Annotated in this window: 20 protein-coding genes, 1 other RNA gene and 1 pseudogene; 16 read left to right on the forward strand and 6 right to left on the reverse strand. The window is 65.2% G+C overall.

Annotated features, from left to right (window positions below; genetic code table 11):
* Positions 1-16 precede the first annotated feature (16 nt).
* Both ACVI1L_RS10800 and ffs read right to left on the reverse strand, forming a co-directional pair.
* Positions 17-1,870: a DNA polymerase III subunit gamma/tau gene (locus ACVI1L_RS10800; protein WP_456782848.1), complete on the reverse strand. Its 1,854-nt coding sequence runs from the start codon at positions 1,868-1,870 to the stop codon at positions 17-19.
* A gap of 112 nt (positions 1,871-1,982) precedes the next feature.
* Positions 1,983-2,079, reverse strand: an RNA gene (gene ffs, locus ACVI1L_RS10805) — signal recognition particle sRNA small type.
* Positions 2,080-2,190: 111 nt separating this feature from the next.
* Here ffs and ACVI1L_RS10810 point away from each other — a divergent pair.
* The 6 genes from ACVI1L_RS10810 to ACVI1L_RS10835 all read left to right on the forward strand — a co-directional run bounded on the left by ACVI1L_RS10810 (position 2,191) and on the right by ACVI1L_RS10835 (position 7,091).
* Positions 2,191-2,610, forward strand: coding sequence for an HIT domain-containing protein (locus ACVI1L_RS10810; protein WP_028344138.1), 420 nt, complete (start codon positions 2,191-2,193; stop codon positions 2,608-2,610).
* A gap of 7 nt (positions 2,611-2,617) precedes the next feature.
* The gene (gene nudC / locus ACVI1L_RS10815; protein ID WP_057018981.1) at positions 2,618-3,568 is read left to right on the forward strand and encodes an NAD(+) diphosphatase; all 951 of its coding nucleotides are present in this window, start codon (positions 2,618-2,620) and stop codon (positions 3,566-3,568) included.
* A 78-nt stretch (positions 3,569-3,646) separates the two neighbouring features.
* Positions 3,647-4,594 (forward strand): sugar kinase, encoded by a 948-nt coding sequence (locus tag ACVI1L_RS10820; RefSeq protein ID WP_038385636.1) that lies wholly within the window; start codon positions 3,647-3,649, stop codon positions 4,592-4,594.
* A gap of 76 nt (positions 4,595-4,670) precedes the next feature.
* Positions 4,671-5,171, forward strand: coding sequence for an Lrp/AsnC family transcriptional regulator (locus ACVI1L_RS10825; protein WP_016848075.1), 501 nt, complete (start codon positions 4,671-4,673; stop codon positions 5,169-5,171).
* A 161-nt stretch (positions 5,172-5,332) separates the two neighbouring features.
* A complete protein-coding gene (locus ACVI1L_RS10830; RefSeq protein WP_229193314.1) occupies positions 5,333-5,644 on the forward strand; it encodes a hypothetical protein in 312 nt (103 codons plus the stop codon).
* A complete protein-coding gene (locus ACVI1L_RS10835) occupies positions 5,625-7,091 on the forward strand; it encodes a methyl-accepting chemotaxis protein (protein WP_456782849.1) in 1,467 nt (488 codons plus the stop codon). The genes ACVI1L_RS10830 and ACVI1L_RS10835 overlap by 20 nt, the downstream gene beginning before the upstream one ends.
* Positions 7,092-7,211: 120 nt before the next feature.
* Here the strand turns inward: ACVI1L_RS10835 and ACVI1L_RS10840 are convergent, their stop codons facing one another.
* Complete coding sequence (locus tag ACVI1L_RS10840) at positions 7,212-8,711, reverse strand: phosphomannomutase/phosphoglucomutase (RefSeq protein ID WP_456782850.1); 1,500 nt, start codon at positions 8,709-8,711, stop codon at positions 7,212-7,214.
* 589 nt (positions 8,712-9,300) lie between these two features.
* Here ACVI1L_RS10840 and ACVI1L_RS10845 point away from each other — a divergent pair.
* Positions 9,301-9,645, forward strand: coding sequence for a hypothetical protein (locus tag ACVI1L_RS10845; protein ID WP_456782851.1), 345 nt, complete (start codon positions 9,301-9,303; stop codon positions 9,643-9,645).
* A gap of 515 nt (positions 9,646-10,160) precedes the next feature.
* Here the strand turns inward: ACVI1L_RS10845 and ACVI1L_RS10850 are convergent.
* From ACVI1L_RS10850 to hrpB, 3 genes and pseudogenes are all read right to left on the reverse strand, one after another.
* Positions 10,161-10,661 carry a TIGR02281 family clan AA aspartic protease gene (locus tag ACVI1L_RS10850; RefSeq protein WP_316398627.1) on the reverse strand — a complete coding sequence of 167 codons (501 nt, stop codon included), beginning with the start codon at positions 10,659-10,661 and terminating at the stop codon, positions 10,161-10,163.
* 200 nt (positions 10,662-10,861) lie between these two features.
* Complete coding sequence (locus ACVI1L_RS10855; protein ID WP_456782852.1) at positions 10,862-12,313, reverse strand: NCS1 family nucleobase:cation symporter-1; 1,452 nt, start codon at positions 12,311-12,313, stop codon at positions 10,862-10,864.
* A 219-nt stretch (positions 12,314-12,532) separates the two neighbouring features.
* Positions 12,533-15,003, reverse strand: a pseudogene (gene hrpB, locus ACVI1L_RS10860) (ATP-dependent helicase HrpB).
* Positions 15,004-15,216: 213 nt separating this feature from the next.
* On the opposite strand from hrpB, the gene ACVI1L_RS10865 reads away from it, so the two are divergent.
* The 9 genes from ACVI1L_RS10865 (at position 15,217) to ACVI1L_RS10905 (ending at position 23,491) form a co-directional block, all read left to right on the forward strand.
* Positions 15,217-16,284 (forward strand): acyltransferase family protein, encoded by a 1,068-nt coding sequence (locus ACVI1L_RS10865; RefSeq protein ID WP_456782853.1) that lies wholly within the window; start codon positions 15,217-15,219, stop codon positions 16,282-16,284.
* A 246-nt stretch (positions 16,285-16,530) separates the two neighbouring features.
* Entirely contained in the window at positions 16,531-17,142 is a 612-nt protein-coding gene (locus ACVI1L_RS10870) for a sigma-70 family RNA polymerase sigma factor (protein ID WP_057018990.1), read from the forward strand.
* 411 nt (positions 17,143-17,553) lie between these two features.
* Positions 17,554-18,309: a cytochrome c biogenesis CcdA family protein gene (locus ACVI1L_RS10875; protein WP_076834956.1), complete on the forward strand. Its 756-nt coding sequence runs from the start codon at positions 17,554-17,556 to the stop codon at positions 18,307-18,309.
* A gap of 17 nt (positions 18,310-18,326) precedes the next feature.
* Positions 18,327-18,905, forward strand: coding sequence for a redoxin domain-containing protein (locus ACVI1L_RS10880; protein WP_456782854.1), 579 nt, complete (start codon positions 18,327-18,329; stop codon positions 18,903-18,905).
* 190 nt (positions 18,906-19,095) lie between these two features.
* Positions 19,096-20,502: a cytochrome ubiquinol oxidase subunit I gene (locus ACVI1L_RS10885; protein ID WP_057018992.1), complete on the forward strand. Its 1,407-nt coding sequence runs from the start codon at positions 19,096-19,098 to the stop codon at positions 20,500-20,502.
* Positions 20,499-21,500: a cytochrome d ubiquinol oxidase subunit II gene (gene cydB / locus ACVI1L_RS10890; protein ID WP_168858892.1), complete on the forward strand. Its 1,002-nt coding sequence runs from the start codon at positions 20,499-20,501 to the stop codon at positions 21,498-21,500. The genes ACVI1L_RS10885 and cydB overlap by 4 nt, the downstream gene beginning before the upstream one ends.
* The gene (locus ACVI1L_RS10895) at positions 21,500-21,628 is read left to right on the forward strand and encodes a DUF2474 domain-containing protein (RefSeq protein ID WP_141339964.1); all 129 of its coding nucleotides are present in this window, start codon (positions 21,500-21,502) and stop codon (positions 21,626-21,628) included. The genes cydB and ACVI1L_RS10895 overlap by 1 nt, the downstream gene beginning before the upstream one ends.
* A 170-nt stretch (positions 21,629-21,798) precedes the next feature.
* A complete protein-coding gene (locus ACVI1L_RS10900) occupies positions 21,799-22,392 on the forward strand; it encodes a L,D-transpeptidase (RefSeq protein WP_057018994.1) in 594 nt (197 codons plus the stop codon).
* Positions 22,393-22,453: 61 nt separating this feature from the next.
* Entirely contained in the window at positions 22,454-23,491 is a 1,038-nt protein-coding gene (locus tag ACVI1L_RS10905) for an amino acid ABC transporter substrate-binding protein (RefSeq protein WP_141339963.1), read from the forward strand.
* The last annotated feature ends 245 nt before the right edge of the window (positions 23,492-23,736 follow it).

Consider the following 23,736-nt stretch of genomic DNA (forward strand, 5'->3'; position numbering starts at 1 on the left):
TCCCTATAGCCAAATATCAATCGTCGTCGCTGTCGGAAGTTTCAATCGGGTCTTCGCCTGACGCATCCGAAACCGGAACCTCGGCGGCAAGGCGGCGAACCTCGACCACCTTGGTGCCGGGGAAGCGCGCCAGCACCTCCTGCACGCGCGGATCGGCCTCGGCGGCGCGCTGGTGCTCGCTGCGCGCCAGTTCGTTCTGCGAGCGCACCGTGGGCTGGCCGGCCTCGTTGGAGATGATCACGGTCCAGCGCCGCCCGGTCCATAGTTCGAGCTTGCGCGACAGATCGGTGACCAGCGCGCGCTGCGCCTTCGGCTCGAGGGCGATCTCGAGTTGGCCGTCCTCGATGCGCACCAGCCGCACATCGGCTTCCAGCGCACTCTTCATCATGATGTCGCGCTTCTCGCCGGCGAGCGCGATCAGTTGCGGAAAGCTTGATATCCGCAGCGCCGGCGCGGCATCGGCGACCGGCGCTGCCATCTGCGGACGCGCGGCGAGATCGCCGCGCGGCGCGGCCTGCGGCATGCGCACCGGCGCGGATGACATCGCAGGCATCGCCGAGGATGGTGCGCCGCGCGACGGTTGCGAGGCGGCGGAGCCAGAGGTCGCGGGCGCAGCGCCACCGCCATTCTGCTCGATCATCCGGATCGCCTCATCCGGCGTCGGCAGATCGGCGACATAGGCAATCCGCACCAGCACCATCTCGGCCGCGGCGGCCGGGCGCGTCGCGGTCTGCACCTCGGCGATGCCCTTGAGCAGCATCTGCCACATCCGCGACAGCACCCGCATCGACAGCTTGGCGGCGAACTCGCGCGCCCGCACCCGCTCGGTCTCGCCGAACGCAACATTGTCGGCCGTCCCCGGCACGAACTTCACGCGGGTGACGAAATTGACGAACTCGGCAAGGTCAGACAGCACCACGACCGGATCGGCGCCGACGTCATATTGCGCGCGGAATTCGTCGAAGGCGGCGGCGATATCGCCGCGCGCCAGCTGTTCGAACAGATCGATCACGCGGGTGCGGTCGGCGAGGCCGAGCATCTGCCTGACCGCGTCGGCCTTCACGTCGCCCGCGGCATGCGCGATCGCCTGGTCGAACAGCGACAGCGAATCGCGCACCGATCCCTCGGCCGCCCGCGCGATGATGCCGAGCGCCTCGGGCTCGACCTCGACACCTTCCTTGGCCGCGATGTTGCCGAGATGCTTCATCAGCACGTCGGCTTCGACGCGGCGCAGGTCGAAGCGCTGGCAGCGCGACAGCACCGTGATCGGAACCTTGCGGATTTCGGTGGTGGCGAACACGAACTTGGCGTGCTCCGGCGGCTCCTCCAGCGTCTTCAGGAAGGCGTTGAAGGCCGCCGTCGACAGCATGTGGACTTCGTCGATGATGTAGACCTTGTAGCGTGCGCTGGCCGGCGCGTAGCGCACGCTGTCATTGATCTGGCGGACATCGTCGACGCCGGTGTGGGAGGCGGCGTCCATCTCCAGCACGTCCATGTGCCGGCTTTCCATGATCGCCTGGCAGTGGATGCCGAGGTCGGGCATGTGGATGGTCGGCCCCTGCACCGAGCCGTCCGGCTTGGCGTAGTTCAAGGCGCGGGCGAGGATGCGCGCGGTGGTGGTCTTGCCGACCCCGCGGACGCCGGTGAGAATCCAGGCCTGCGGAATTCGCCCGGTCTCGAACGCGTTCGAGACCGTGCGCACCATGGCCTCCTGGCCGATCAAATCCTCGAAGCTGGAGGGGCGGTATTTGCGGGCAAGAACGCGGTAGGGTTTTGCGGCGTCCGGCGCGCCACCGAGATCGAAACCGCCGTCAAGGGTGCCTTTGCCTGCGCCGTCGGACGGATGGGAGGGGTCGCCAGCGTCATTCATGCATCGATCCGCAACTTGGGAATTGTCTCTTCAGCCGGCGTGCGGATAGGAGCCAAAATCGAGCGCCGGGCGCGGAGACCGCCATTCCAGCGCGATTCGCTCGGAAAAACAGGTAGGAGACTGACGAGCGACCCGATCCGGACCTCGTTAGGGCTGCTTCCTTCCGGACCTGACCCGGTTGGCGAGTGGCTCGTCCACCGCCAATCTCCCGGTCCCTATTTGGGGCCAAAACCGCCGGAAAGCAAGCGGCCTGACCCGGCTTTGTAAGGCTGGCTTTGCGGGGCTTGTCTGGGAACACGGAAAGGCATTATTTGCCCCCCATGCCCGCCTCCAATTGGTCGCTGCATTCGCAGCTCAAGAAAGACACCATCGACATCGGCGACCTGCCGCTGTGCAAGGTGCTCGTCATCAAGGATGCGCATTATCCGTGGCTGCTGCTGGTGCCGCGGCGCGACGGCGCGGTCGAGATCATCGACCTCGACGAGGTCGCGCAGGCGCAGCTGATGACGGAAATCACCCGCGTCTCGCGGGCCCTGAAAGAGGTCACCAAGTGCGACAAGCTGAATGTCGCCGCGCTCGGCAACCTCGTCCCGCAGCTGCACGTCCACGTCATCGCGCGCCGCACCAGCGACGCTGCATGGCCGCGTCCCGTTTGGGGCGTGATGCCGCCGCTGGCGCATGACGCCGAGGAAGTGCAGAATTTCATCAGCGCGCTTCGCCGCAAGATCTGGTTGGGTTGAACATTCAATGTCTGCATTCGATTCATTTCCGCTCGGCCAGCCGGCCTTCGTCACCCACGTGCTGGACCGCGCCGCGCATCTGCGCACCAACGACGAGAAGCTGTTCGCGCTGGAAGGCCACCGCGAGGCTAGAGCCTATGTGATCTATCGCGACTCGCTGGTCGTGAAGCAGGAGGACGGCGGCGCCCGCGCGCTGCTGTCGCTGGAGGAAGCCCGCAGCTACGGCGCCAATCCCGGCACGATCTTCCTGGGGCTGCGCAACGCCGCGCCGATCTTCGGCATGGGGATCGCGCCGCAGGCGGCCGAGAAGCTGGTCGGACGCGCCGACGTCGCGATCACCGAATTGCGCGGCATGGCGATGCAGGGCGTGGTGCCGCCCGAGCAGCTCTCGGCCATCGCGATGGCGAAATCGATGGTGACCTGGCATCAGCGCCACGGCTTCTGTCCGAACTGCGGCACCCGCACGGCGATGAAGGACGGCGGCTGGAAGCGCGAATGCCCGAGCTGCAAGGCCGAGCACTTTCCGCGCACCGACCCGGTGGTGATCATGCTGGTCACGTATGGCGATAAGGTGCTGTTGGGACGGCAGAAGCAGTTCATGCCCGGCATGTATTCCTGCCTCGCCGGGTTCGTGGAAGCCGCGGAGACCATCGAGGACGCCGTGCGGCGCGAGATTTTCGAGGAGTCCGGCATCCGCTGCACCGACGTCAATTACTACATGACGCAGCCCTGGCCCTATCCGTCATCGCTGATGATCGGCTGCACCGCGCGCGCGACCAACGAGGACATCGTGGTCGACCGCACCGAGCTGGAAGATGCGCGCTGGTTCGACCATGCCGAGGCGTCGCTGATGCTGAAGCGCCAGCATCCCGAAGGGCTCGCCGGCCCGCATCCGTTCGCGATTGCCCATCATCTGCTCGGCCGCTGGGTGCATCACCAGAACCCGTTGGACAAATAGCGGGAACCGGACATCGTTCTGCCGATTAAAGCTGGACACAGTTCTGGCAGTAACGGAACCATTGCGACGGATCCCCGCATGAATTTTCAGAACGGCGCCCCGAAAGTCCCGCCCCGCATCCTCTGCATCGGCCTGCCGGTGCGCGACCTGACCTTTCGCGTCAGCGTTCCGGCGCGCGGCTCCAAGGAGAACGCGACGCATTTCGACGAGATCTGCGGCGGCAATGCGCTGAACGCCGCCATCGGCATCGTCCGCTTGGGCGGGCGCGCTTCGATCTGCGGACCGATGGGCGATTCGCAGGAGACCTCGAGCCGCTACATCTTCGACAAGCTCGCCCAGGAAGGCATCGAGACCAATCATCTGATCCACATGCCGAACCTCGTCACCCCGATCTCGGCGATCATGATCGACGACAGCGGCGAACGCACCATCGTCACCTTCCGCGATCCGGAGCTCTGGAAGGTCAAGCTGCCGCCGACCGAACTCTTGCTGGAGGATTGCGCGGCGATCCTGACCGAGAGCCGCTGCGCGCCGTTCTGCACCGAGCTTTGCGCCGAGGCGGTCAAGCGCGGCATCCCCGTGGTGGTCGACGTCGACCGCGCGATGTCGATGCGGGAGGGGCTGCTCACCGCCTCCTCCCACCTGGTGTTCTCCAGCGAGCCGCTGCAGGAGACCGCCGACGTCACCGACGACGGCCAGGCGCTGCACAAGCTCGCCAAGCTCACCCCCTCCTTCCTGGCCGGCACCCGCGGGCCGATGGGCACGATCTGGCTCAACGAGAACGGCGAGCTCGAGGAAACCCCGGCCTTCCCGGTCCATACCGTCGACACGCTCGGGGCCGGCGACGTCTTCCACGGGGCCTTCGCCCTCGCCATCACCGAGAAACAGCCGCTACGGGACGCGCTCCGCTTCGCCTCGGCCGCTGCAGCGCTGAAATGCACCCGCTTCGGGGGTGCTTATGCCGCACCGCAACGTACTGAAGTTGAAGAGTTTTTGGGTCAGCACGCCGACGCCAAGCCAGCCTGAGCCGCCACGAATCGCTTGATTTGGAAGATTCTTCTCTATATGAGGGATATTGAACCTCCATATGGAACTTTCTTCTATGACCGATGTCGCCATTCAGCTTCATGACAACAGCCGCCGCCTCGATGCGATCGATCGCAAGATTCTAACCGTGCTGCAGGAGGATGCGTCGCTCTCCGTCGCCGAGATCGGCGACCGGGTCGGCCTGTCGTCGACGCCGTGCTGGAAGCGCATCCAGCGGCTGGAGGCCGACGGCGTGATCCTGCGCCGCGTGGCGCTGGTCGACCAGAACAAGATCGGCCTCGGGATTTCGGTGTTCGTCTCGGTCGAGAGCGCCGACCATTCGGAAGCCTGGCTGCGCAAATTCGCCGACGCCGTCAGCGCCATGCCCGAGGTGATGGAGTTCTACCGGATGGCCGGCGACGTCGACTACATGCTGCGCGTCGTGGTCGCGGACATGCAGGCCTACGACGTCTTCTACAAGAAGCTGATCAGTGCCGTGCCGCTGAAGAACGTCACCTCGCGCTTCGCGATGGAGAAGATCAAGTCGGTGACGGCGCTGCCGGTGCCCGCGGCGTAAGCGCCGCCGCACAACCCCACACGAGACGTCGATACGCTCCCAGGTAGTTCGCCTGTTCGGCATTTACCTGAAGTTAGCGCCGGCAGCGGTATCCTGCTGCGATGGAGCCGGGGGAGATCATCCCAGCGAGACGACGGCCTGCCTGGCTGGGCGCGGCCGCATTGCTGATCGCGAGCTGGATCGCGGTCGCAACGCTGTCGCTAAAGGTGCGTGCGGGCAGCGACGTGGTGGCCGTGGCCTTTCCGCCATGGTGGCGCGCCGAGCGCGCGCTGCTGGCCGCCGCAGCCGCCAATGCGTCGATCGTTCGGATGACCGCGATCCCGGCCCTGCTGGTGGTGCGGCCTGACCGCAATGGAGGGCTGGGCCGGCTGTACGAGGCCGGCGCCTTGCTGACCATGGATCCGCAGGCGATCGCCGGCTGCTTCGGGGCGGATGACGATCTGGGGGTTGGGGATGACCTTCGAAGGCGATGAAATGGCCGCGCTGCGCGAGACGGCGAGCAAGATCCTGCTCGTGGTGCTGTGGCTGCACGTTCCGATCGCGATCATCGTCGGCATCACGCTGCACACCGACTGGCTGATGCCGGCCGGCTTCATGGTCGCGATGGCGCTGGCCGCGACGGTGGCGTGGCGCGTCTCGGGGAACGGCGTTTCAACCCGCCTGATCGTTGCCGTGGCCCTGATGGCCGGCGTGTCGATGCTGGTCTACCAGTTTGCCGGCCACCGCTGGCAGGTCGACATGCACATGTATTTCTTCGCCGCGCTGGCGTGCCTCGTCGCCTATTGCGACTATCGGCCGATCGTCGCCGGCACTTTGGCGGTTGCCCTGCACCACCTGACGCTGAATTTCATCCTGCCGGCCGCGATCTATCCCGGCGGCGCCGATTTCGGTCGCGTCGTTCTCCACGCCGTGATCCTGCTGATCGAGGCCGGCGTGCTGATCTGGCTCGCGCACACGCTTGCCGAACTGTTCAGGACGTCGGCGCTGAAGGCGGCGGAGGCCGAGGCCGCCGGTGCCGCCGAGGCGCGCGCCAACGCCGAGCGCATCGAGGCCGAACGCGCCAAGCACGATCGCGATGCCGCGCGGCGCGAGCTCGCCGCCGGCTTCGAGCGCAAGATCGGCGAGGTCGTCGAGGCCGTCGCGGTGGCGGCCGGCGCGATGCAGGACCTGTCGGCAACGATGAACGGCAGCAACGCGGAAACCATCCGCCAGGCCACCGCCGCCGCCTCCGCATCGACGCTGGCCTCGAGCAATGTGGAAACCGTCGCGTCCGCGACCGAGGAGCTGACGGCCTCGATCAACAACATCGCCGAGCAGGTGACGCGCTCGGCGCGGATCGCCGCCAAGGCCGCCGACGAGGCACGCCGCACCAACAGCGTCGTCGAAGGCCTTGCCGCCGGCACACAGAAGATCGGCGAGGTGGTGACGTTGATCCAGAGCATCGCCAGCCAGACCAATCTGCTCGCCCTGAACGCAACCATCGAAGCGGCGCGCGCCGGCGAGCATGGCCGCGGTTTCGCCGTGGTCGCAAGCGAGGTCAAGGCACTGGCCAACCAGACCGCCAAGGCGACCGAGGAGATTTCGGCCCAGATCCAGGACATCCAGAGCGCGACGGGTGCTGCCGTCAGCGCGATCGGCAGCATCGGCACCACGATCGCGGAGATCGACCAGGTCTCCGGCGAGATCGCGGCCGCCGTCGATCAGCAGGGCGCGGCGACCCGCGAGATTTCCAGCAATTTGCAGCAGGCCGCCGATCGCACGCGGGACGTCAACAAGGGCATCCTCAACGTCAACCGCGCCTCCGAACAGGCCGGCAGCGCGACCGCACAACTGCTCGATGCGGCCAACGGCCTGTCGTCTCAATCGGAGTGGCTGAAGACCGAGCTGGACCGCTTCCTGGCCTCGCTGCGGGCGGCGTGAAGCTGCGGACACCGACCATCGCACGCTGGCTTGACCCGCGTGCCCATCGATTTTCAAGAAAGCTTTTCCGAGATGGATTGCCGGGTCAAGCCCGGCAATGACGACCCAGGAGCACCCAGCTCAAATCTTCTGATTATACTCGCCGACCTCGGGATGCGTGCGCAGCACGGCATCCATCGCCTCGAACATGTCGTGCATGCGCCGCTCGCTGACCGGGCTTTCCACCACGACCACGAGCTCCGGCTTGTTCGAGGACGCGCGCACCAGGCCCCAGCTGCCGTCCTCGACCGTGACACGCACGCCATTGACGGTGACGAGGTCGCGGATGTTCTGGCCCGCGACCTTCCCGCCCTGCTGCTGCAACGCCTCGAAGTGCTTCACGACAGCGTCGACGACGCCGTACTTCGCCTCGTCGGCGCAATGCGGCGACATGGTCGGCGACGACCAGGTCTTCGGCAGCGCGTTCTTCAGGTCGGCCATCGACTTGCCGGGGGCGCGGTCGAGCATCTCGCAGATCGCGATCGCCGACACCAGGCCGTCGTCATAACCGCGGCCGAACGGCTTGTTGAAGAAGAAGTGGCCCGACTTCTCGAAGCCGGCGAGCGCGCCCAGCTCATTGGTGCGCCGCTTCATGTAGGAATGGCCGGTCTTCCAGTAGACCGTCTTCGCGCCCTGCTTCCGCAAGACGGGATCGGTCACGAACAGCCCGGTCGACTTCACGTCGACGACGAACTGCGCGTTGGCATTGATCGCCGACATGTCGCGCGCCAGCATGACGCCGACCTTGTCGGCAAAGATCTCCTCGCCGGTGTTGTCGACCACGCCGCAGCGGTCGCCGTCGCCGTCGAAGCCGAGGCCGACATCGGCCTTGTGCGCCAGCACCGCATCGCGGATCGCGTGCAGCATCTCCATGTCTTCGGGGTTCGGATTGTATTTCGGGAAGGTGTGATCGAGCTCGGTGTCGAGCGGGATCACATCGCAACCGATCGCCTCCAGCACCTGCGGCGCGAACGCGCCCGCGGTGCCGTTGCCGCAGGCCGCGACGACCTTCAGCCTGCGCTTCAGCTTCGGCCGGCTGGTGAGGTCGGCGATGTAGCGCGCCGGATAATTCTCGTGGAATTGATAGGAGCCGCCGGCCGTGTTGTTGAATTCGGCGTTGAGCACGATTGCCTTCAGCCGCGACATCTCGTCAGGACCGAAGGTGAGCGGACGGTTGGCGCCCATCTTGACGCCGGTCCAGCCATTGTCGTTGTGCGAGGCGGTGACCATGGCGACGCAGGGCACGTCGAGATCGAACTGCGCGAAATAGGCCATCGGCGTCACCGCGAGCCCGATGTCATGCACCTTGCAGCCCGCCGCCATCAGCCCCGAGATCAGCGCGTATTTGATCGAGGCGGAATAGCCGCGGAAATCGTGACCGGTGACGATCTCCTGGCGGATGCCGAGCTCCGCGATCAGCGCGCCGAGCCCCATGCCCAGCGCCTGCACGCCCATCAGGTTGATTTCCTTGTTGAACAGCCAGCGCGCGTCGTACTCGCGAAACCCGGTCGGCTTCACCATCGGCTCGGATTCGAAGGCATAGGTGTTCGGAACCAGCGCGGATTTCGGCTTGGGAAACATGGTTCGGCCTTATGGTCGTATGCAGAAAAACATCGTCGCAGCCTTTAGCGAATGCGCGGGCCGGGCGAAAGCAGAGACTGGGGCTGGTGGCTAATAATTGCGCCAGATTTGGCGTCGGCCAATACTTGTACGCCGGCGCAATACGCCGCGCTGTTGCGCCCTACGCGCTGCTTGACCGCTAATCGCTCCGACCCAGCAGCGCGCCGAAATCGGCCACCGCAGCGAGCCGAACTGGCTGACGGCCAAGGCCGCCCCCGCCGACAGGCGGGCGTCCGGCGAAGACTCGCTCGTTCCCGTTGACCACGACCCGTTCGCCGCGGATGGCGTAACTCAACAGGCGCAGATTCAGCAGCCGCCGACATCGACTCAACTAACGCAGCCACAGCCGCAAACCCAGCCGCAACAGCCTGCGACAGCAGCCGGTCAGCCCGGCGTCAACGGGCCGGCGACTGGCAACAGCCCCAGCGGATCGGGTGGCGTCGCTGGCATCAAGCGCTTTGGCGGCGCCGAAGGTGGCGACTTTCCGAGCCGCAATGCGGGGATCGGTTTCGAGAGCGCGGAGCGCGCATGGGACGCTGCCCGTAAGGAAATGATAGACCTTGGTGCCCAATATTACCCGGAAGAGACCAAGAGCAGGGGTTTTATCACGGAACTGGGCGTGGAAATTCATAAGCGCGGCGGACTATATTACTACGATCAGATAGCGCGCGGATTCCAAGACGGAGCGCTGGGCGGTGGTGTGGGGTTTGGCGACAGCGGTGCGGTGGCACGTCGGCACATGCACTGGGATGATCAGCACGAGATTGATGGAGATCTAGACAATGCGAAGGCTTATTCGCAGAAAACTCCGGATTATCGAGCGTGGGTTGGATCTTGGGATGGGAGCTATCTGTATTGGCTTCACGGCAAGCCAATCGGGGTCGAGAATGCCTGATTGGAATCGATACAAATATTGAGTCATGCCGATGAAAATGTTCGTGCTCGCCGGAGCCTTATGCCTTCTGCTCGCCAATTCAACGGTATGCAAGGCAAACTCGGGCCCCTGGTGTAAGCTGGATGTCGTGACTTTGGCTTTCAAAAATCAACAAAGCGGGATCTTGCGAAGATCGAACTTCGCACCCTCAAGGCAGTTTGCGACCGAAACCCGGAAAAGAAAGGGTTTGGGGTAGGCTTGGAACGGTCGATGCGCATTGAACACAATGGGCAATGGATTGATGTGCCGAAAGATGTCGACGACCCGCCCGGCTATATCAGAGAGTGCAGTAGGGATTTACAGTGAGGACGCCGGGAGATCGGCGCGACGCTCTGCGAAAGCGCCTAAGGTCTGACGTTGCCCGCGAACGTCTGGCGCAAATGCCGCGCCGTCGCGAGGATCGACTCGATTGCCCTCTCATTCCCAAAATGTGAACAAGCAGCGCCCTGAATTCCCTCGCAGTGCGAAAGTGCGGCCTATTGCTCCAGCAACAATTTACCGTTGGCATATTCGAAGCGCTTCAGCTTCGACAGGAAGGACAGGCCGAGCAGGTTTTCCGACAGCGCCTCGTCGGGCAGCACCAGGGCATCGACGTCGCGCACGGTGAGGCCGCCGATCTCGATCATGGCGATGCGGGCGCGCGCGGCCTTGATGGTGCCGTTGGCAGTGGTGACGCGCGAGGTGTAATCGCCCGGCACCGGACGCAGGCCGAAGCGTGCCGCGGACGTTTCGTTCAGGGCTACCACCGAGGCGCCGGTGTCGACCATGAAGTTGATGCGCTGGCCGTCGATCCGGCCGTCGGTCGCGAAATGACCGCGAGGATCGGGCGCAATACTGAGCGTGCGGGCGCTGGCCTGCGCCACCGTGACGGCTGGGGCCATGATCTGCTTTGTGGTGGTCGCGGCGGCGGGCGACATCTTGCTGGCCATCTGAGCCATGAAGGTGCCCAGCCCGATCAGGATGGCCGCGAAAATCATCAGGTTACGCATGACACCATACTCGGAAAACCGAACACGCAATTTCACCACGCCGCCCGCCCCGCCGCGAGCGAGGGCGGCGGCACGAGCCTGCCATTTTGGCGAAAAGGATGAGCGAAGGGTTAATGCGAGCCCCAAGGGGCGGCCGAATGACGTCGGTCGCCCGCGAGGGCCGCAATTTCCGGCCCTCAGGCCGTCTCTCAGGCCGTCCTGGCGACCGGGCTCGGCATCGCAACGCGCAGCGCGTAATAGACCGTGCCCGCGATCCCGACACCGAAGAACCAGCCATAGACCGCCCACCACGCCGGCAGGATTGAGGTGAAGTTCGGCAGTACCGACGAGAACAGCGCGCCGATGCCGGCGGCGATCAGCGCGCTGACGTTCCAGCCGTTCTGAAAGCGATATTCGCCGTTCTCCTGATACAGCGCCGGCACGTTCACACGGCCTTTGGCGATCAGGTAATAGTCGACCATCATGACGCCGAAGATCGGTCCCATCGTCGCGCCGATCAGCCCGACGAACGAGGCGGCGCTGCCCTCCCAGGGCGCGAACGGATACAGCGCCAGCGCGATCAGCGCCGCGATATAGCCGCCCTTCTTGAAGTCGATATGCCGCGGAAACACGTTCGAGAAATCGAACGCCGGCGAGACGAAATTGGCGACGACGTTGATGCCGAGCGTCGCCACCGCGAAGGTGACCGCCGCGAGCAGCGCCAGGAACCAGCTGTCGAACTTCGCCGAAATCTGGTCGGGATGCAGCAGCACCTCGTGATAGACGTTGAACGCCGCGATCGTGGTGACGCCGGCGACCAGCGAGAACAGGATCAGATTGACCGGCAGGCCCCAGATATTGCCCTTGCGCAGCGCGGCTGCATCGGGCGCATAGCGCGAGAAGTCGCAGAAGTTGAGATAGAGCGCGGCGAAATAGGTGATCCAGGTCGCGGCGACGGCGCACAGCGCCGGGAACGAGCCGGGCACGCCGGGTACGCCAGCCTCCTTGGTCTTCTCCAGCAGCACGTCCTGCGGGATCGGCGCGGTGAGCGAGATGCCGCCGGCCGCGATGCACAGATAGATCGCAAGGATCAGCATCATCAACCATACCGCAGGTCCCGCCCAGTCCTGGAAGCGCCGCACCGTTTCCATGCCGCGCTGGATGATCAGGAGCTGCAAAGCCCAGACCACGACGAAGCAGATCACCTCGAGCGTGGAATGGCCGAGCATATGGCTGGACTGGTGGAACGCCTTGAAGCTGTCGATGCGCGTCAGCAGCGCGACGATCGCGCCCGAGGCCGCCGCGGTCTGCGCCCCGTACCAGAAGCAGGCGACGACGGCGCGGACCAGCGCCGGAATGTTGGCGCCCCAGACCCCGAACGAGGCGCGCGCCAGCACCGGATAGGGCACGCCGGTCCTCACGCCGGCATTGCCGATCAGGCTCATCAGCACGAAGATCACCAGCGACCCGACGCCGATCGCGAGGATGAAATTGACGAAGCTGCCGCAGAGCAGGAACAGGCTGGCGGCGAGATAATAGCCCCACAGGCTGTGCACGTCCGAGGTCCAGACGTTGAAGATGCTGAAGGCGCCCCAGTTGCGTTCCTTGGCCGGCGCCAGGTCTTCGTTGTACAGCGACGGCGATGCGTTCTTGATCTCCACGGTGACCTCCCCAAACTGCGAGCCCGTGATCCCATCCCAGCGTGCAAATCTAACCACCGTTTGCGGACGCTCGCCAGCGTTACGTCCCGGATGGTGCGGGTCTATGCCCGTCATTGCGAGCGAAGCGAAGCAATCCATCGTGCGGCATGCGCGGAACGATGGATTGCTTCGTCGCTATCGCTCCTCGCAATGACGGCGATGCATGAGATTCGCGACCCGTCACGTGCCGCGCGGTTTCACGCGCCTGGTCGGCATCGCGCTGGCGGGATCTTCCGGCCAGGGATGGCGCGGATAGCGGCCGCGCAGGTCGGAACGCACCGCAGCGTAACTGCCGCGCCAGAAGCCGGGCAGATCGCGCGTCACCTGCACCGGCCGCTGTGCCGGCGACAGCAGTTCCAGCACCAGCGGCACCGCGCCCTTGGCGATCGAGGGATGGGTGTTGAGCCCGAACAGCTCCTGCAGCCGCACCGCGATGGTCGGGCCCTGCTCGGCCTCGTAATCGATCGCGAGCTGCGTTCCGGTCGGCGCCTCGAAATGCGTCGGCGCCTCGCGATCGAGCCGCGCGCGCAATTCCCACGGCAGCAACGCCATCAGCGCGTCCGACAGGTCGCCGGCGGACAGGTCCTTCAGCGCGGTCTTGTCGTAGAGCGCTCCCACCAGCCAGTCGTCGGCACGCGCGGCGAGCGCGGTGTCGGACAGATCGGGCCAGCTCTCGTCCTCGGCCTTGCGCAGGAACATAACACGGTCGCGCCATTGCTTGGAGTGCTTCGACCACGGCAACCGGTCGAGCCCGGCCGCGATGAGCCCGTCGGCGAAGACGCGCGCGGTCTCGGCCGAGGGCGACAGCGACATCGGTGCTTCCGACAGCGTGATCGCGTGCAGCGAACGCCGGCGCCGCGCGCGCAGCGCCATCGCGCCGCGGTCGAACGTCACCTCTTCCACGTTCTCGATCTGGTCGGCGAAACGCTGCTCGATCTCCTCCTGGGTGATCGGCGCCGCCAGCAGGATGCGGCCGCTCGCGGCCGTGCCGGTCAATTCGGCGACCGCGATATAAGGCAGCCGCGCCAGCGCCGCGGTCTGCTCGACGGCGGCGCCGCGGCCGTTGGCCAGCACGAAGCTGCCATTGCCGCGGTTCCGGGCGACCCGATCCGGGAATGCGAAGGCCAGCATGACGCCGGTGGAGAGATCCTTCGCTTCGCCGACAGCCGACTTCACCTGCGCGGCCCAGCGCGCCGCCATGCTGCGAGCGCTCGATGCGCGCTGCGAACGGTCGCGGCGGAACTGGTCGAGCCTGACGTCGAGATCGACACTGTCGCCGCCGAGCCCGCGCTCGGTCAGAACCGCGGCGATCTCGGCCGCCTCCTCGCCCATACCGAAGCGAGCGGAATCCACGATCATGCGCGCCAGCCGCGGCGGCAGCGCCAGCGCGCGCAGGCTCTGCCCTTCCTCTGTCATGCGGCCATCACCGTCGAGCGCCCCGAGCTCCGACAGCAGCGATCTGGCTTCCTTCAGCGCCGGTCCCGGCGGTGGATCGAGGAAGGCAAGGCCCGCGGGATCGCTGACGCCCCATTGCGCGAGGTCGAGCACCAGCGAGGACAGATCGGCGGAGAGGATTTCGGGCGCGGTGTAGGCCGGCAGCGACGCGGTCTGCGGCTCGTCCCAGAGCCGGTAGCAGACGCCGGGCTCGATGCGGCCGGCGCGGCCGCGCGCCGCTGATCGACCGCGGCGCGCGACGCCCGCACGGTCTCGAGCCGCGTCAATGCCATGTCTGGCTCGTAGCGCGGCACCCGCGCAAGGCCAGAGTCCACCACAATGCGGACGCCCTCGATGGTCAGCGAGGTCTCGGCGATCGAGGTCGCCAGCACCACCTTGCGGGTGCCCTTCGGCGCCGGCGCGATGGCGCGATCCTGCACGCTGGCATCGAGCGCGCCGAACAGCGGCACGATCTCGACAGAGGCGTCGTGCACACGCTCAGTGAGGAAGGTCTGGGTGCGGCGGATCTCGGCGGCGCCCGGCAGGAAGGCAAGCACCGAGCCGGCATCGGCACGCAGCGCGGTCGCGATCGTCTCGGCCATCTGCCGCTCCAGCGGCGCGTCGACCTTGCGGCCGACGTAACGGGTCTCGACCGGAAAGGCGCGCCCCTCGCTTTCGACCACCGGCGCGTCGCCGAGCAGTTTTCCGACGCGTGCACCGTCGAGCGTTGCCGACATCACGAGGATCCGCAGATCCTCGCGCAGGCCGGTCTGCGCGTCGCGCGCCAGCGCCAGCCCGAGATCGGCATCGAGCGAGCGCTCATGGAATTCGTCGAACAGCACCGCGGCGATGCCGTTGAGCTCGGGATCGTCGAGGATCTGCCGCGAGAAGATGCCTTCGGTGACGACCTCGATCCGCGTCGCGCGCGACACCTTCGAGCCGAAGCGCACGCGATAGCCGACGGTCTCGCCGGCACGCTCGCCGAGCGTCTTCGCCATCCGCTCCGCGCTGGCGCGCGCGGCGATGCGGCGCGGCTCCAGCACGATGATCTTCTTGCCCCTCGCCCAGGGTGCATCGAGCAACGCCAACGGCACGCGCGTGGTCTTGCCGGCACCCGGCGGCGCCACCAGCACCGCGGCGTTGTGGCCCACGAGCGTGCGATCGAGCTCATCGAGCACGGCGTCGATCGGCAGCGGACTATCGAATTGGCGCGGCAAGGATTCTCATCATCGCAGCGGCGCTCGGGCCGGGCTGCGTCCCATGGTTAACAAACGGTCTCTTCTCTTGGATTCCACGGCCTCTTAGACCATTCGCCGGCTACGGGAAACCCGCGGAAAGGTCCGGTTTGGTGGCACACCATTTGTATCAATAAAGGAGAAAGCAACCGATCGGGCCGATGATAGGCACGATCACGCCGGAACGAGACAAAGATGACCACGAACGGCACAGCCGCTGCGACAGATCGTTCCGCCCCAGGCGCGAGCGGACGCGTCGACTGGGTCGACTACGCCAAGGGCATCTGCATCATCATGGTCGTGATGATGCATTCGGTGCTGGGGGTCGAGAAGGCCGCCGACCAGACCGGCTTCATGCACTACGTCGTGATGTTCGCGAAGCCGTTCCGGATGCCGGACTTCTTCCTGATCTCGGGCCTGTTCCTGTCGGTCGTGATCGATCGCGACTGGCGCACCTATCTCGACCGCAAGGTGATGCACTTCGCCTATTTCTACGTGCTCTGGGTGACGATCCAGTTCGGCTTCAAGGCGCCGTCGCTGGCCGCCGAGACCGGTTGGCCCCAGGTTGGACTGCAATACCTCGAATCCTTCATCGAGCCGTTCGGCACGCTGTGGTTCATCTATCTGCTGCCGATCTTCTTCGTCGTCACCAAGCTCGCGCGCAACGTCCACCCGCTCGTGATCTGGCTGATCGCAGCAGCGCTGGAGACCGCGCATGTCGCGACCGGCTGGACCGTGATCGACGAGTTCTGCTCCCGCTTCGTCTACTTCTACACCGGCTATGTCCTCGCCGATTACGTGTTCGCGCTCTCGGACCGCGCGCGGGCACGGCCTGCGCTTGCCCTGCTCGGGCTTGGGCTCTGGGCGCTGATCAATGGCGGCCTGGTTGCGCTCGAGGTGAGCGAATGGCCGGTCGTCTCGCTGGCACTCGGCTTTGCCGGCGCCTGCGCGATCATCGTGACCGGCACGCTGCTGGCGCGCGCGCACTGGCTTGGCTTCCTGCGCTTCTGCGGCGAGCATTCGATCGTGATCTATCTCGCCTTCTTCCTGCCGATGGCGGCGTCACGCACCCTTCTGCTGCGCTTCGGCGTCATCCACGACATCGGCCTGATCTCGCTGATCGTGACCGCGGTCGGCGTCGCCGGCTCGCTCGTGATCTGGCGGCTGGCGCTGGCGGCGCGGGCCAATTTCCTGTTCGAACGGCCCGATGCGTTCTGGATTGCCCCGAAAAAGGCGGCGCCCTCGCTGCAGGCGGCCGAATAAGCCCCGACAGTGCCAGAAGTCATAACAGCCGGATTCGTTCCGACGGCGGGAATCCGGCCGTTCGAATTTTCCTCGCATTGAAATTATTGGCTTTTTGGTCCCGAATGTTTCGTCGTCGGGCCGGCGACGAAACAATTCTCCCGTTCACGAAACCATTTTCCGCTTTTCGCGCAGACATCCGGAAACGGGCCGTAACTAACAATTCTCCCAACGAACCGCCGCCCAACGGCGAACTGGGAGCCTGTCATGCCGAACGTCATCGCCATCAACTCTGCAGCCACGAAGCATATCGACGCTGCTCGCGCGACCTCGGATGAAACGCTGCTCGCGCGTATCGCCAAGAATAACCGCACCTCGATGCACACGCTCTATTCCCGTCATAACGTCCGGGTTTACCGCTTCGTGCTCCGCATGGTGCGCGACACCACGATGGCCGAGGACCTGGTGAGCCAGGTGTTCCTGGACGTCTGGCGCACCGCGGCCCAATTCGAGGGCCGCTCGCAGGTCTCGACCTGGCTGCTCTCGATCGCCCGCTTCAAGGCGCTGACCGCGCTACGCCAGCGCAAGCATGAGGACATCGACCAGGACGACGTGCTGGAGATCGCCGACGGCGCCGACACGCCGGAAACCTCGCTCGATCGCGCCACCACCAGCGAGATCCTCCGCGCCTGCGTGGCCAAGCTGTCGCCGGCTCACCGCGAGATCATCAATCTGGTCTACTACCATGAGAAGTCGGTCGAGGAGGCCGGGCAGATCATCGGGATCCCGCAGAGCACGGTGAAGACCCGCATGTTCTATGCCCGCAAGCAGCTCGCCGACCTCCTGCGGGGTGCCGGCGTGGATAGCGTCGCCGCATAAAAGACTGCAAATTCAATACCTTAAAGGGAAATCGCGCGACCCGGGCAATTATCCACGAAGCCGAAAAATTCAGGCGACGAAACAATTGAAACAATCGACGACATCACCCGGAAAAACGCGACCTCTATACCTATATCCAACGACGCAACCCCAACTCCAATCCACTAAACCGATTTCGATACCTCTTCGTTCTAACCTCCCAAGTAGCCTCCAACGACCCGGCCGGGATGCCCCCCAGCCGGGTCGCTCTGTATTTGGCGCGACGTCGTGAAGCCGAGTGCACCTCGCCTCACACAGACGTGACGCGGCCCGCGACCGGCCCGCCGTAACGGCCAAACCGTCCTCGCGAAGAACATCAGGCGTACCCGGCACGGCCCTCTGGCGCGCCGGGACTCTGATGGACGGATGACGATGCTCAGCCTTGCCCTTGCCCTGCTTGCCGGTGTCGCCACCGTCGCCGCCCCTTGCACCCTGCCGATGCTGCCGATCCTGCTTGGGGTATCGATAGGCCAGACCGGCAAGGCGCGGCCCGCGATGATCGCGCTCGGTTTCGTGATGTCATTCTCTGCGGTGGCATTGCTGCTGAGCGCGATCACGCGCGCCTTCGATTTCGATCCGAACGTGCTGCGGACCGGCGCGGCCGTGCTGCTCGCGGGCTTCGGCCTCCTGATGATCTGGCCGGCGCCGTTCGAATGGCTGTCGATCCGGCTCACCGGCGCTACCAAAGCGTTTTCGAGTGAAGTGGATACCGGTTCGCGTCAAGAAAACACGTCCAAACAAGGGGGCAGCCTCGGTCATGCCGCGCCGTCGCAAAGCCTGTTCGGCGGCTTCGTGCTCGGCTCTACGCTCGGCCTGGTGTGGACGCCGTGCGCCGGCCCCGTGCTCGGCTCGATCCTGACCATCGTCGCGACCTCGAAGGACACCGCGTGGGCGAGCCTGCAGCTCGTCACCTACGCGATCGGCGCCGCGATCCCGATGCTTGCGATTGCCTATGGCGGACAGGCCGTCACCACGCGCGCGCGCAGCATGGCGCGGATCGCGCCGCGCCTGCAGCAGGGCTTCGGCGTCGTGATCGTCGCATTCGCCGCGCTGTCCTACCTGCAATACGACACGCTGATCGTGGCGTGGCTGACCCAGTTCTATCCCAACGGCCAGATCGGCCTGTAAGCCCAAAGGAGATATCGATGTCCCTGCGCTTGATTGCCATATCCGCTCTGGTTACGGGCCTTGGCCTCGGCGGCGCCGTCATTCCCGGCCTCTGCACCGAGTCAGACGCGCCGGCACAGCCGGTGCCGCGGGCGATCGCCATGACAACCGGACAGAGCCAGACCGCGCCCGAATTCGTCGGCATCAGCAACTGGTTCAATTCGCAGCCGCTCAGGCTCGCCGACCTGCGCGGCAAGGTCGTGCTGGTGGATTTCTGGACCTATGGCTGCGTCAACTGCGTCAACACGCTGCCGCACGTCACCCAGCTCTATTCGAAGTACCGGGATCGCGGCCTCGTCGTGATCGGTGTCCACACGCCGGAATTCCCGTTCGAGCATTCGGCCTCCAACGTGCAGGCGGCGCTGAAGCGGCACGGCATCCTCTATCCGGTGGCGCAGGACAACAATTCGCAGACCTGGAACGCCTACCGCAACCAGTATTGGCCGGCGCAATACGTGATCGACCAGAACGGCAAGATCGTGTTCCAGCACGCCGGCGAGGGACAGTACGACGAGATCGACCGCACCGTCGCGCGGCTGCTCAACGCCAACAGCTAAAGCCTGATGAAATCAGGTTGAGCTGGAACGGCGTCGAAAGCTCACCTCTCCCCGACGGGGAGAGGTGAACCGGGACCGCACCAAGCCGATCCAGCCAAAACTCAACCCGCTCCAGTCGGACAATCCGCCCTCTTTGTCGTCACAGCTGACGTGGTAAGGTCCACGCCAGGTCGACGACGGATGGTGCGTAATGTTCGAAGGCTGGGATGCGGTCGTACTCGCCCGCGCGCAATTCGCTTTCACGATGTCGTTCCACATCGTGTTTCCCGCATTCTCGATCGGGCTTGCGAGCTATCTCGCGGTGCTGGAAGCGCTGTGGCTTGCCACCAGGCGCGAGGTCTACATCAACCTGTTCAATTACTGGCTGAAGATCTTCGCGGTCGCGTTCGGCATGGGCGTGGTCTCGGGCATCGTGATGTCCTACCAGTTCGGCACCAACTGGTCGTCCTTTGCCGACAAGACCGGGCCGGTGATCGGCCCGATGATGGCCTATGAGGTGCTGACCGCATTCTTCCTGGAAGCCGGCTTCCTCGGCGTGATGCTGTTCGGGCTCGAACGCGTCGGCCCCAGGCTGCACTTCGTGGCGACGCTGATGGTCGCGATCGGCACGCTGATCTCGGCGTTCTGGATTCTGTCGGCCAATTCCTGGATGCAGACACCGACCGGCCACGCCGTCAACGCCGATGGCCAGTTCGTCGCCGCCGACTGGCTCAAGGTGATCTTCAATCCGTCGTTCCCCTATCGCCTCGTGCACATGGTGCTGGCGGCGTACCTTACCACCTCGCTCGTGGTCGGCGCGGTCGGCGCCTGGCATCTGCTGCGCGACCAGCATCTGGCGGGAGCGCGCGTGATGTTCTCGATGGCGATGTGGATGGCCACCCTCGTGGCGCCGATCCAGATCCTCGCCGGCGACCAGCACGGCCTCAACACGCTGGAGCACCAGCCCGCCAAGGTGATGGCGATGGAAGGGCATTACCAGAGCCACAAGGACGGCGCGCCACTGATCCTGTTCGGCTGGCCCGACCAGCGTGAAGCGAAGGTCAAGTATGCGATCGAGGTGCCGAAACTGTCGTCGCTGATCCTGAAGCATTCGCTCGACGCGCCGCTGGCCGGCCTCGACACCGTGCCGCGCGAGAACTGGCCGCCGGTGCCGATCACCTTCTGGTCGTTCCGCATCATGGTCGGCCTCGGCTTCCTGATCATGGGGCTCGGCCTGCTCAGCCTTTTGATGCGCTGGCGGGGGATGATGTACCAGTCGTCGCTGCTGCATCGCTTCGCCGTGCTGATGGGCCCCGCCGGCTTCATCGCGGTGCTCGCGGGCTGGATCACCACGGAGACCGGGCGGCAACCGTTCACGGTCTACGGGCTGCTGCGGACCGCCGATTCGGCGTCGCCGCTGGCGGCGCCCGCGGTGGGCTCGTCGCTGATCGCCTTCATCATCGTCTATTTCGCCGTGTTCACCGCGGGCGTGATCTACATCCTGCGGCTGATGGCGCAGCCGCCGCATCCCGGCGAGCAAGGCCCGACGAAGGATCTTCCGGCCCGCGCGGCCGGCATCACGCCGGCGGCGGGCGCAGCCGTGGAGGGCGCGCGATGATCGATCTCGCCACGATCTGGGCCTTCATCATCGCCTTTGCCGTGTTCGTCTATGTCGTGATGGACGGCTTCGATCTCGGCCTCGGCATCCTGTTCCCACTGTTTCCGCAAAAGACCGACCGCGACGTCATCATGAACACGGTGGCGCCGGTGTGGGACGGCAACGAGACCTGGCTGGTGCTCGGCGGCGGCGGCATGATGGCGGCGTTTCCGCTGGCCTATGCGGTGCTGATGCCGGCGCTCTACACGCCGATGATCGCGATGCTGCTCGGCCTCGTGTTCCGCGGCGTCGCCTTCGAATTCCGCTGGCGGACCCAGAAGGCGCGCAACAAATGGGATATCGCTTTCGCCGGCGGCTCGCTGCTTGCGACACTGGCGCAGGGGATCGCGCTCGGCGCCATCCTGCAGGGCATCCATGTCGAGGGCCGCCAGTACGCCGGCGGCTGGTGGGATTGGCTGACGCCGTTCAGCGTCCTGACCGGCGTCGCGCTGGTGATCGGCTACGCGCTGCTCGGCGCGACCTGGCTGGTGATGAAGACCGAGGGCGAGTTGCGCGACCGCGCCTATCATCTGAGCTGGATGTTGTTGGTCGCGATGCTCTGCGCGATCGGCGCCGTCAGCATCGCGACGCCGTTCCTCAGCGTGCAGTACACCCAGCGCTGGTTCGCCTGGCCCAACATCATCCTCACCGCGCCGGTGCCGATCGCGGTCGCCGCCGTCACCGCGCTGCTGCTGCGCGCGCTGAGCAACAAGAACGACCATCAGCCGTTCTTCCTGACGCTCGGGCTGTTCGCGCTGTCCTATGCCGGACTCGGCATCAGCATGTATCCGTACATCGTGCCGCAGAGCATCACGATCTGGCAGGCGGCGGCACCGACCAACAGCCAGGTCTTCATGCTGGTCGGTGTCTCGATCCTGGTGCCGCTGATCCTCGGCTACACCGCCTGGGCCTATTGGGTGTTCCGCGGCAAGGTGCGCCCCGGCCACGGATACCACTGATGCCCGAGAGCCCGAATCAGCGGCCGCTCGGCCAGCGCCTGCTGTGGTTCGCAGCGCTCTGGCTCGGCGGCGTCGGCACCGTGGCGCTGATCTCGTTCGCCTTACGACTCTGGATCGCGCCGAAATGAGGCGGCCCGCGCAACGTGCCGCGACAATCAATGACAAAAAACAGAAGCATTACAGGGATATACCTGTGGTGCGGCCCTAAGCTTGCCATCAAGCTGCCGCTGAGATTTGATGCTGCCTGATTTGCGGGTGGAGCAACCATTTGGCCGCGTGCCAACGAGGAGAGCTTTCAATGACGAAGTTTCGTCACCTGGTCTGGATGTTGATCGCGACGGGCGCGCTCGTGCTGTCGACGTCGCAGGGTTTCGCCCAAAACCGCCCGGACGCCGACGAGCCCGGCCTTGTTGCTGACGACGGCTACGAGCTCGACCCGGAATGGCAGAAGCAGGTCGTATATTACCGGACCAGTGAGGCGCCGGGCACCATCATCGTCGCGACCGCCGAGCGCCATCTTTATTTGGTGCAGGGTAATGGCCGCGCGCTCCGCTACGGTATCGGCGTCGGCCGCGAAGGCTTTCAATGGCAGGGCTTGGTGAGCATCACCCGCAAGGCCGAGTGGCCGGACTGGGTGCCGCCGCCGGAAATGATCGCACGCCAGCCCTATCTGCCGCGCTTCATGGCGGGCGGCCCGGGCAATCCGCTCGGCGCACGCGCGATGTATCTCGGCACCACGGTCTACCGCATCCACGGCACCAACCGGCCCGACACCATCGGCACCGCCGTTTCCTCCGGCTGCTTCCGCCTGGTCAACAACGACGTCGCCGATCTCTACAACCGCGTTCCGGTCGGCACCAAGGTGATCATCCGGCAGAAGCCCGAACTCTGATCTCTACCCGCCTTCGATATCCGCCCCGCTTTTCCCCCCGATCCTTCGCGAGAGAGAACCCATGCGTACATTTCGAGGCGGCCTGACGATCGGGCTCGCGATCGCCGCACTGGTTGCGGCCGCCGCCATCACCTATGAGCGTTACGACACCCGCACGCTGAAGCGCACCGTCCGTCGCGGCGACGTGCTGTGCGGCGTCAACAAGGGCCTGCCGGGCTTCTCGATTCCGGACGACAAGGGTAACTGGACCGGCTTCGACGTCGACTTCTGCCGCGCGGTCGCGTCGGCGATCTTCGACGACCCGTCGAAGGCGAAGTTCGTTCCGCTCGACGCCAGCGAGCGTTTCAAGGAGCTGCAGAACCGCAAGGTCGACATCCTCTCGCGCAACTCCACCTGGAGCATGTCGCGCGAGACCAATTACGACCTCTATTTCCCCGCGGTCGCCTATTATGACGGCCAGGGCTTCATGCTGCCACGCTCGCGCAACATCGATTCCGCGCTCGACCTGAACGGCAGCAAGGTCTGCGTGCAGGCCAACACCACGACGCAGCTCAATCTCGCCGACTATTTCCGTGCCAACAACATGAAGTACACGGAGATGAAGTTCGACAAGCTGGACGACGTCGTGAACGCCTACAACTCCGGCCAGTGCGATACGCTAACATCGGACGCCTCGCAGCTCTATGCGCTGCGGCTCAACCTCGCCAAGCCGAGCGACCACACGATCCTCGCCGACATCATCTCCAAGGAGCCGCTGGCGCCGGTGGTGCGCTTGCGCGACGACGACTGGATGATGATCGTGAAGTGGACGCTGTACGCCATGATCAACGCCGAAGAGCTCGGCATCACCTCGAAGAACATCGACGAGGCGCTGAAGTCGAAGAAGCCGGAGGTGATGCGGCTGGTCGGCACCGAGGGCAGCTATGGCGAGGATCTCGGTCTGACCAAGGACTGGGCGGTGCGCATCATCCGCCATGTCGGCAATTACGGCGAGGTCTACGACCGCAACGTCGGCGCCGACTCCAAGCTGAAGATCCCGCGCGGCATGAACCAGCTCTGGAACGCCGGCGGCGTCCAGTACGCGCCGCCGATCCGGTAGACTCTCCATCGTCATTGCGAGCGAAGCGAAGCAATCCATTTCGCCACAAGTGGAGAGATGGATTGCTTCGCTTCGCTCGCAATGACGAGCCTATGCCAAGCCGCCCTCACCGCTGTCATCACCCGCGAAAGCGGGTGATCCGGTACGCCGCGGCTTCTCGGCTCAAGCGCCGACGTCTCTGGAATACTGGAACGCCCGGTCCCGTCTACGCCAAGGCTTCGACGAGGCTTTCGCTTTCAGGCGCG

The organism is Bradyrhizobium sp. USDA 4516 (genome assembly GCF_054055915.1).

Bases quoted from the DNA above. Each gene is read 5' to 3' on its own strand.
- ACVI1L_RS10800 (WP_456782848.1), bottom strand. From the start codon at position 1,870: ATGAATGACGCTGGCGACCCCTCCCATCCGTCCGACGGCGCAGGCAAA.
- ACVI1L_RS10810 (WP_028344138.1), top strand. From the start codon at position 2,191: ATGCCCGCCTCCAATTGGTCGCTGCATTCGCAGCTCAAGAAAGACACC.
- nudC (WP_057018981.1), top strand. From the start codon at position 2,618: ATGTCTGCATTCGATTCATTTCCGCTCGGCCAGCCGGCCTTCGTCACC.
- ACVI1L_RS10820 (WP_038385636.1), top strand. From the start codon at position 3,647: ATGAATTTTCAGAACGGCGCCCCGAAAGTCCCGCCCCGCATCCTCTGC.
- ACVI1L_RS10825 (WP_016848075.1), top strand. From the start codon at position 4,671: ATGACCGATGTCGCCATTCAGCTTCATGACAACAGCCGCCGCCTCGAT.
- ACVI1L_RS10835 (WP_456782849.1), top strand. From the start codon at position 5,625: ATGACCTTCGAAGGCGATGAAATGGCCGCGCTGCGCGAGACGGCGAGC.
- ACVI1L_RS10840 (WP_456782850.1), bottom strand. From the start codon at position 8,711: ATGTTTCCCAAGCCGAAATCCGCGCTGGTTCCGAACACCTATGCCTTC.
- ACVI1L_RS10845 (WP_456782851.1), top strand. From the start codon at position 9,301: ATGATAGACCTTGGTGCCCAATATTACCCGGAAGAGACCAAGAGCAGG.
- ACVI1L_RS10850 (WP_316398627.1), bottom strand. From the start codon at position 10,661: ATGATTTTCGCGGCCATCCTGATCGGGCTGGGCACCTTCATGGCTCAG.
- ACVI1L_RS10865 (WP_456782853.1), top strand. From the start codon at position 15,217: ATGACCACGAACGGCACAGCCGCTGCGACAGATCGTTCCGCCCCAGGC.
- ACVI1L_RS10870 (WP_057018990.1), top strand. From the start codon at position 16,531: ATGCCGAACGTCATCGCCATCAACTCTGCAGCCACGAAGCATATCGAC.
- ACVI1L_RS10875 (WP_076834956.1), top strand. From the start codon at position 17,554: ATGCTCAGCCTTGCCCTTGCCCTGCTTGCCGGTGTCGCCACCGTCGCC.
- ACVI1L_RS10880 (WP_456782854.1), top strand. From the start codon at position 18,327: ATGTCCCTGCGCTTGATTGCCATATCCGCTCTGGTTACGGGCCTTGGC.
- ACVI1L_RS10885 (WP_057018992.1), top strand. From the start codon at position 19,096: ATGTTCGAAGGCTGGGATGCGGTCGTACTCGCCCGCGCGCAATTCGCT.
- cydB (WP_168858892.1), top strand. From the start codon at position 20,499: ATGATCGATCTCGCCACGATCTGGGCCTTCATCATCGCCTTTGCCGTG.
- ACVI1L_RS10895 (WP_141339964.1), top strand. From the start codon at position 21,500: ATGCCCGAGAGCCCGAATCAGCGGCCGCTCGGCCAGCGCCTGCTGTGG.
- ACVI1L_RS10900 (WP_057018994.1), top strand. From the start codon at position 21,799: ATGACGAAGTTTCGTCACCTGGTCTGGATGTTGATCGCGACGGGCGCG.
- ACVI1L_RS10905 (WP_141339963.1), top strand. From the start codon at position 22,454: ATGCGTACATTTCGAGGCGGCCTGACGATCGGGCTCGCGATCGCCGCA.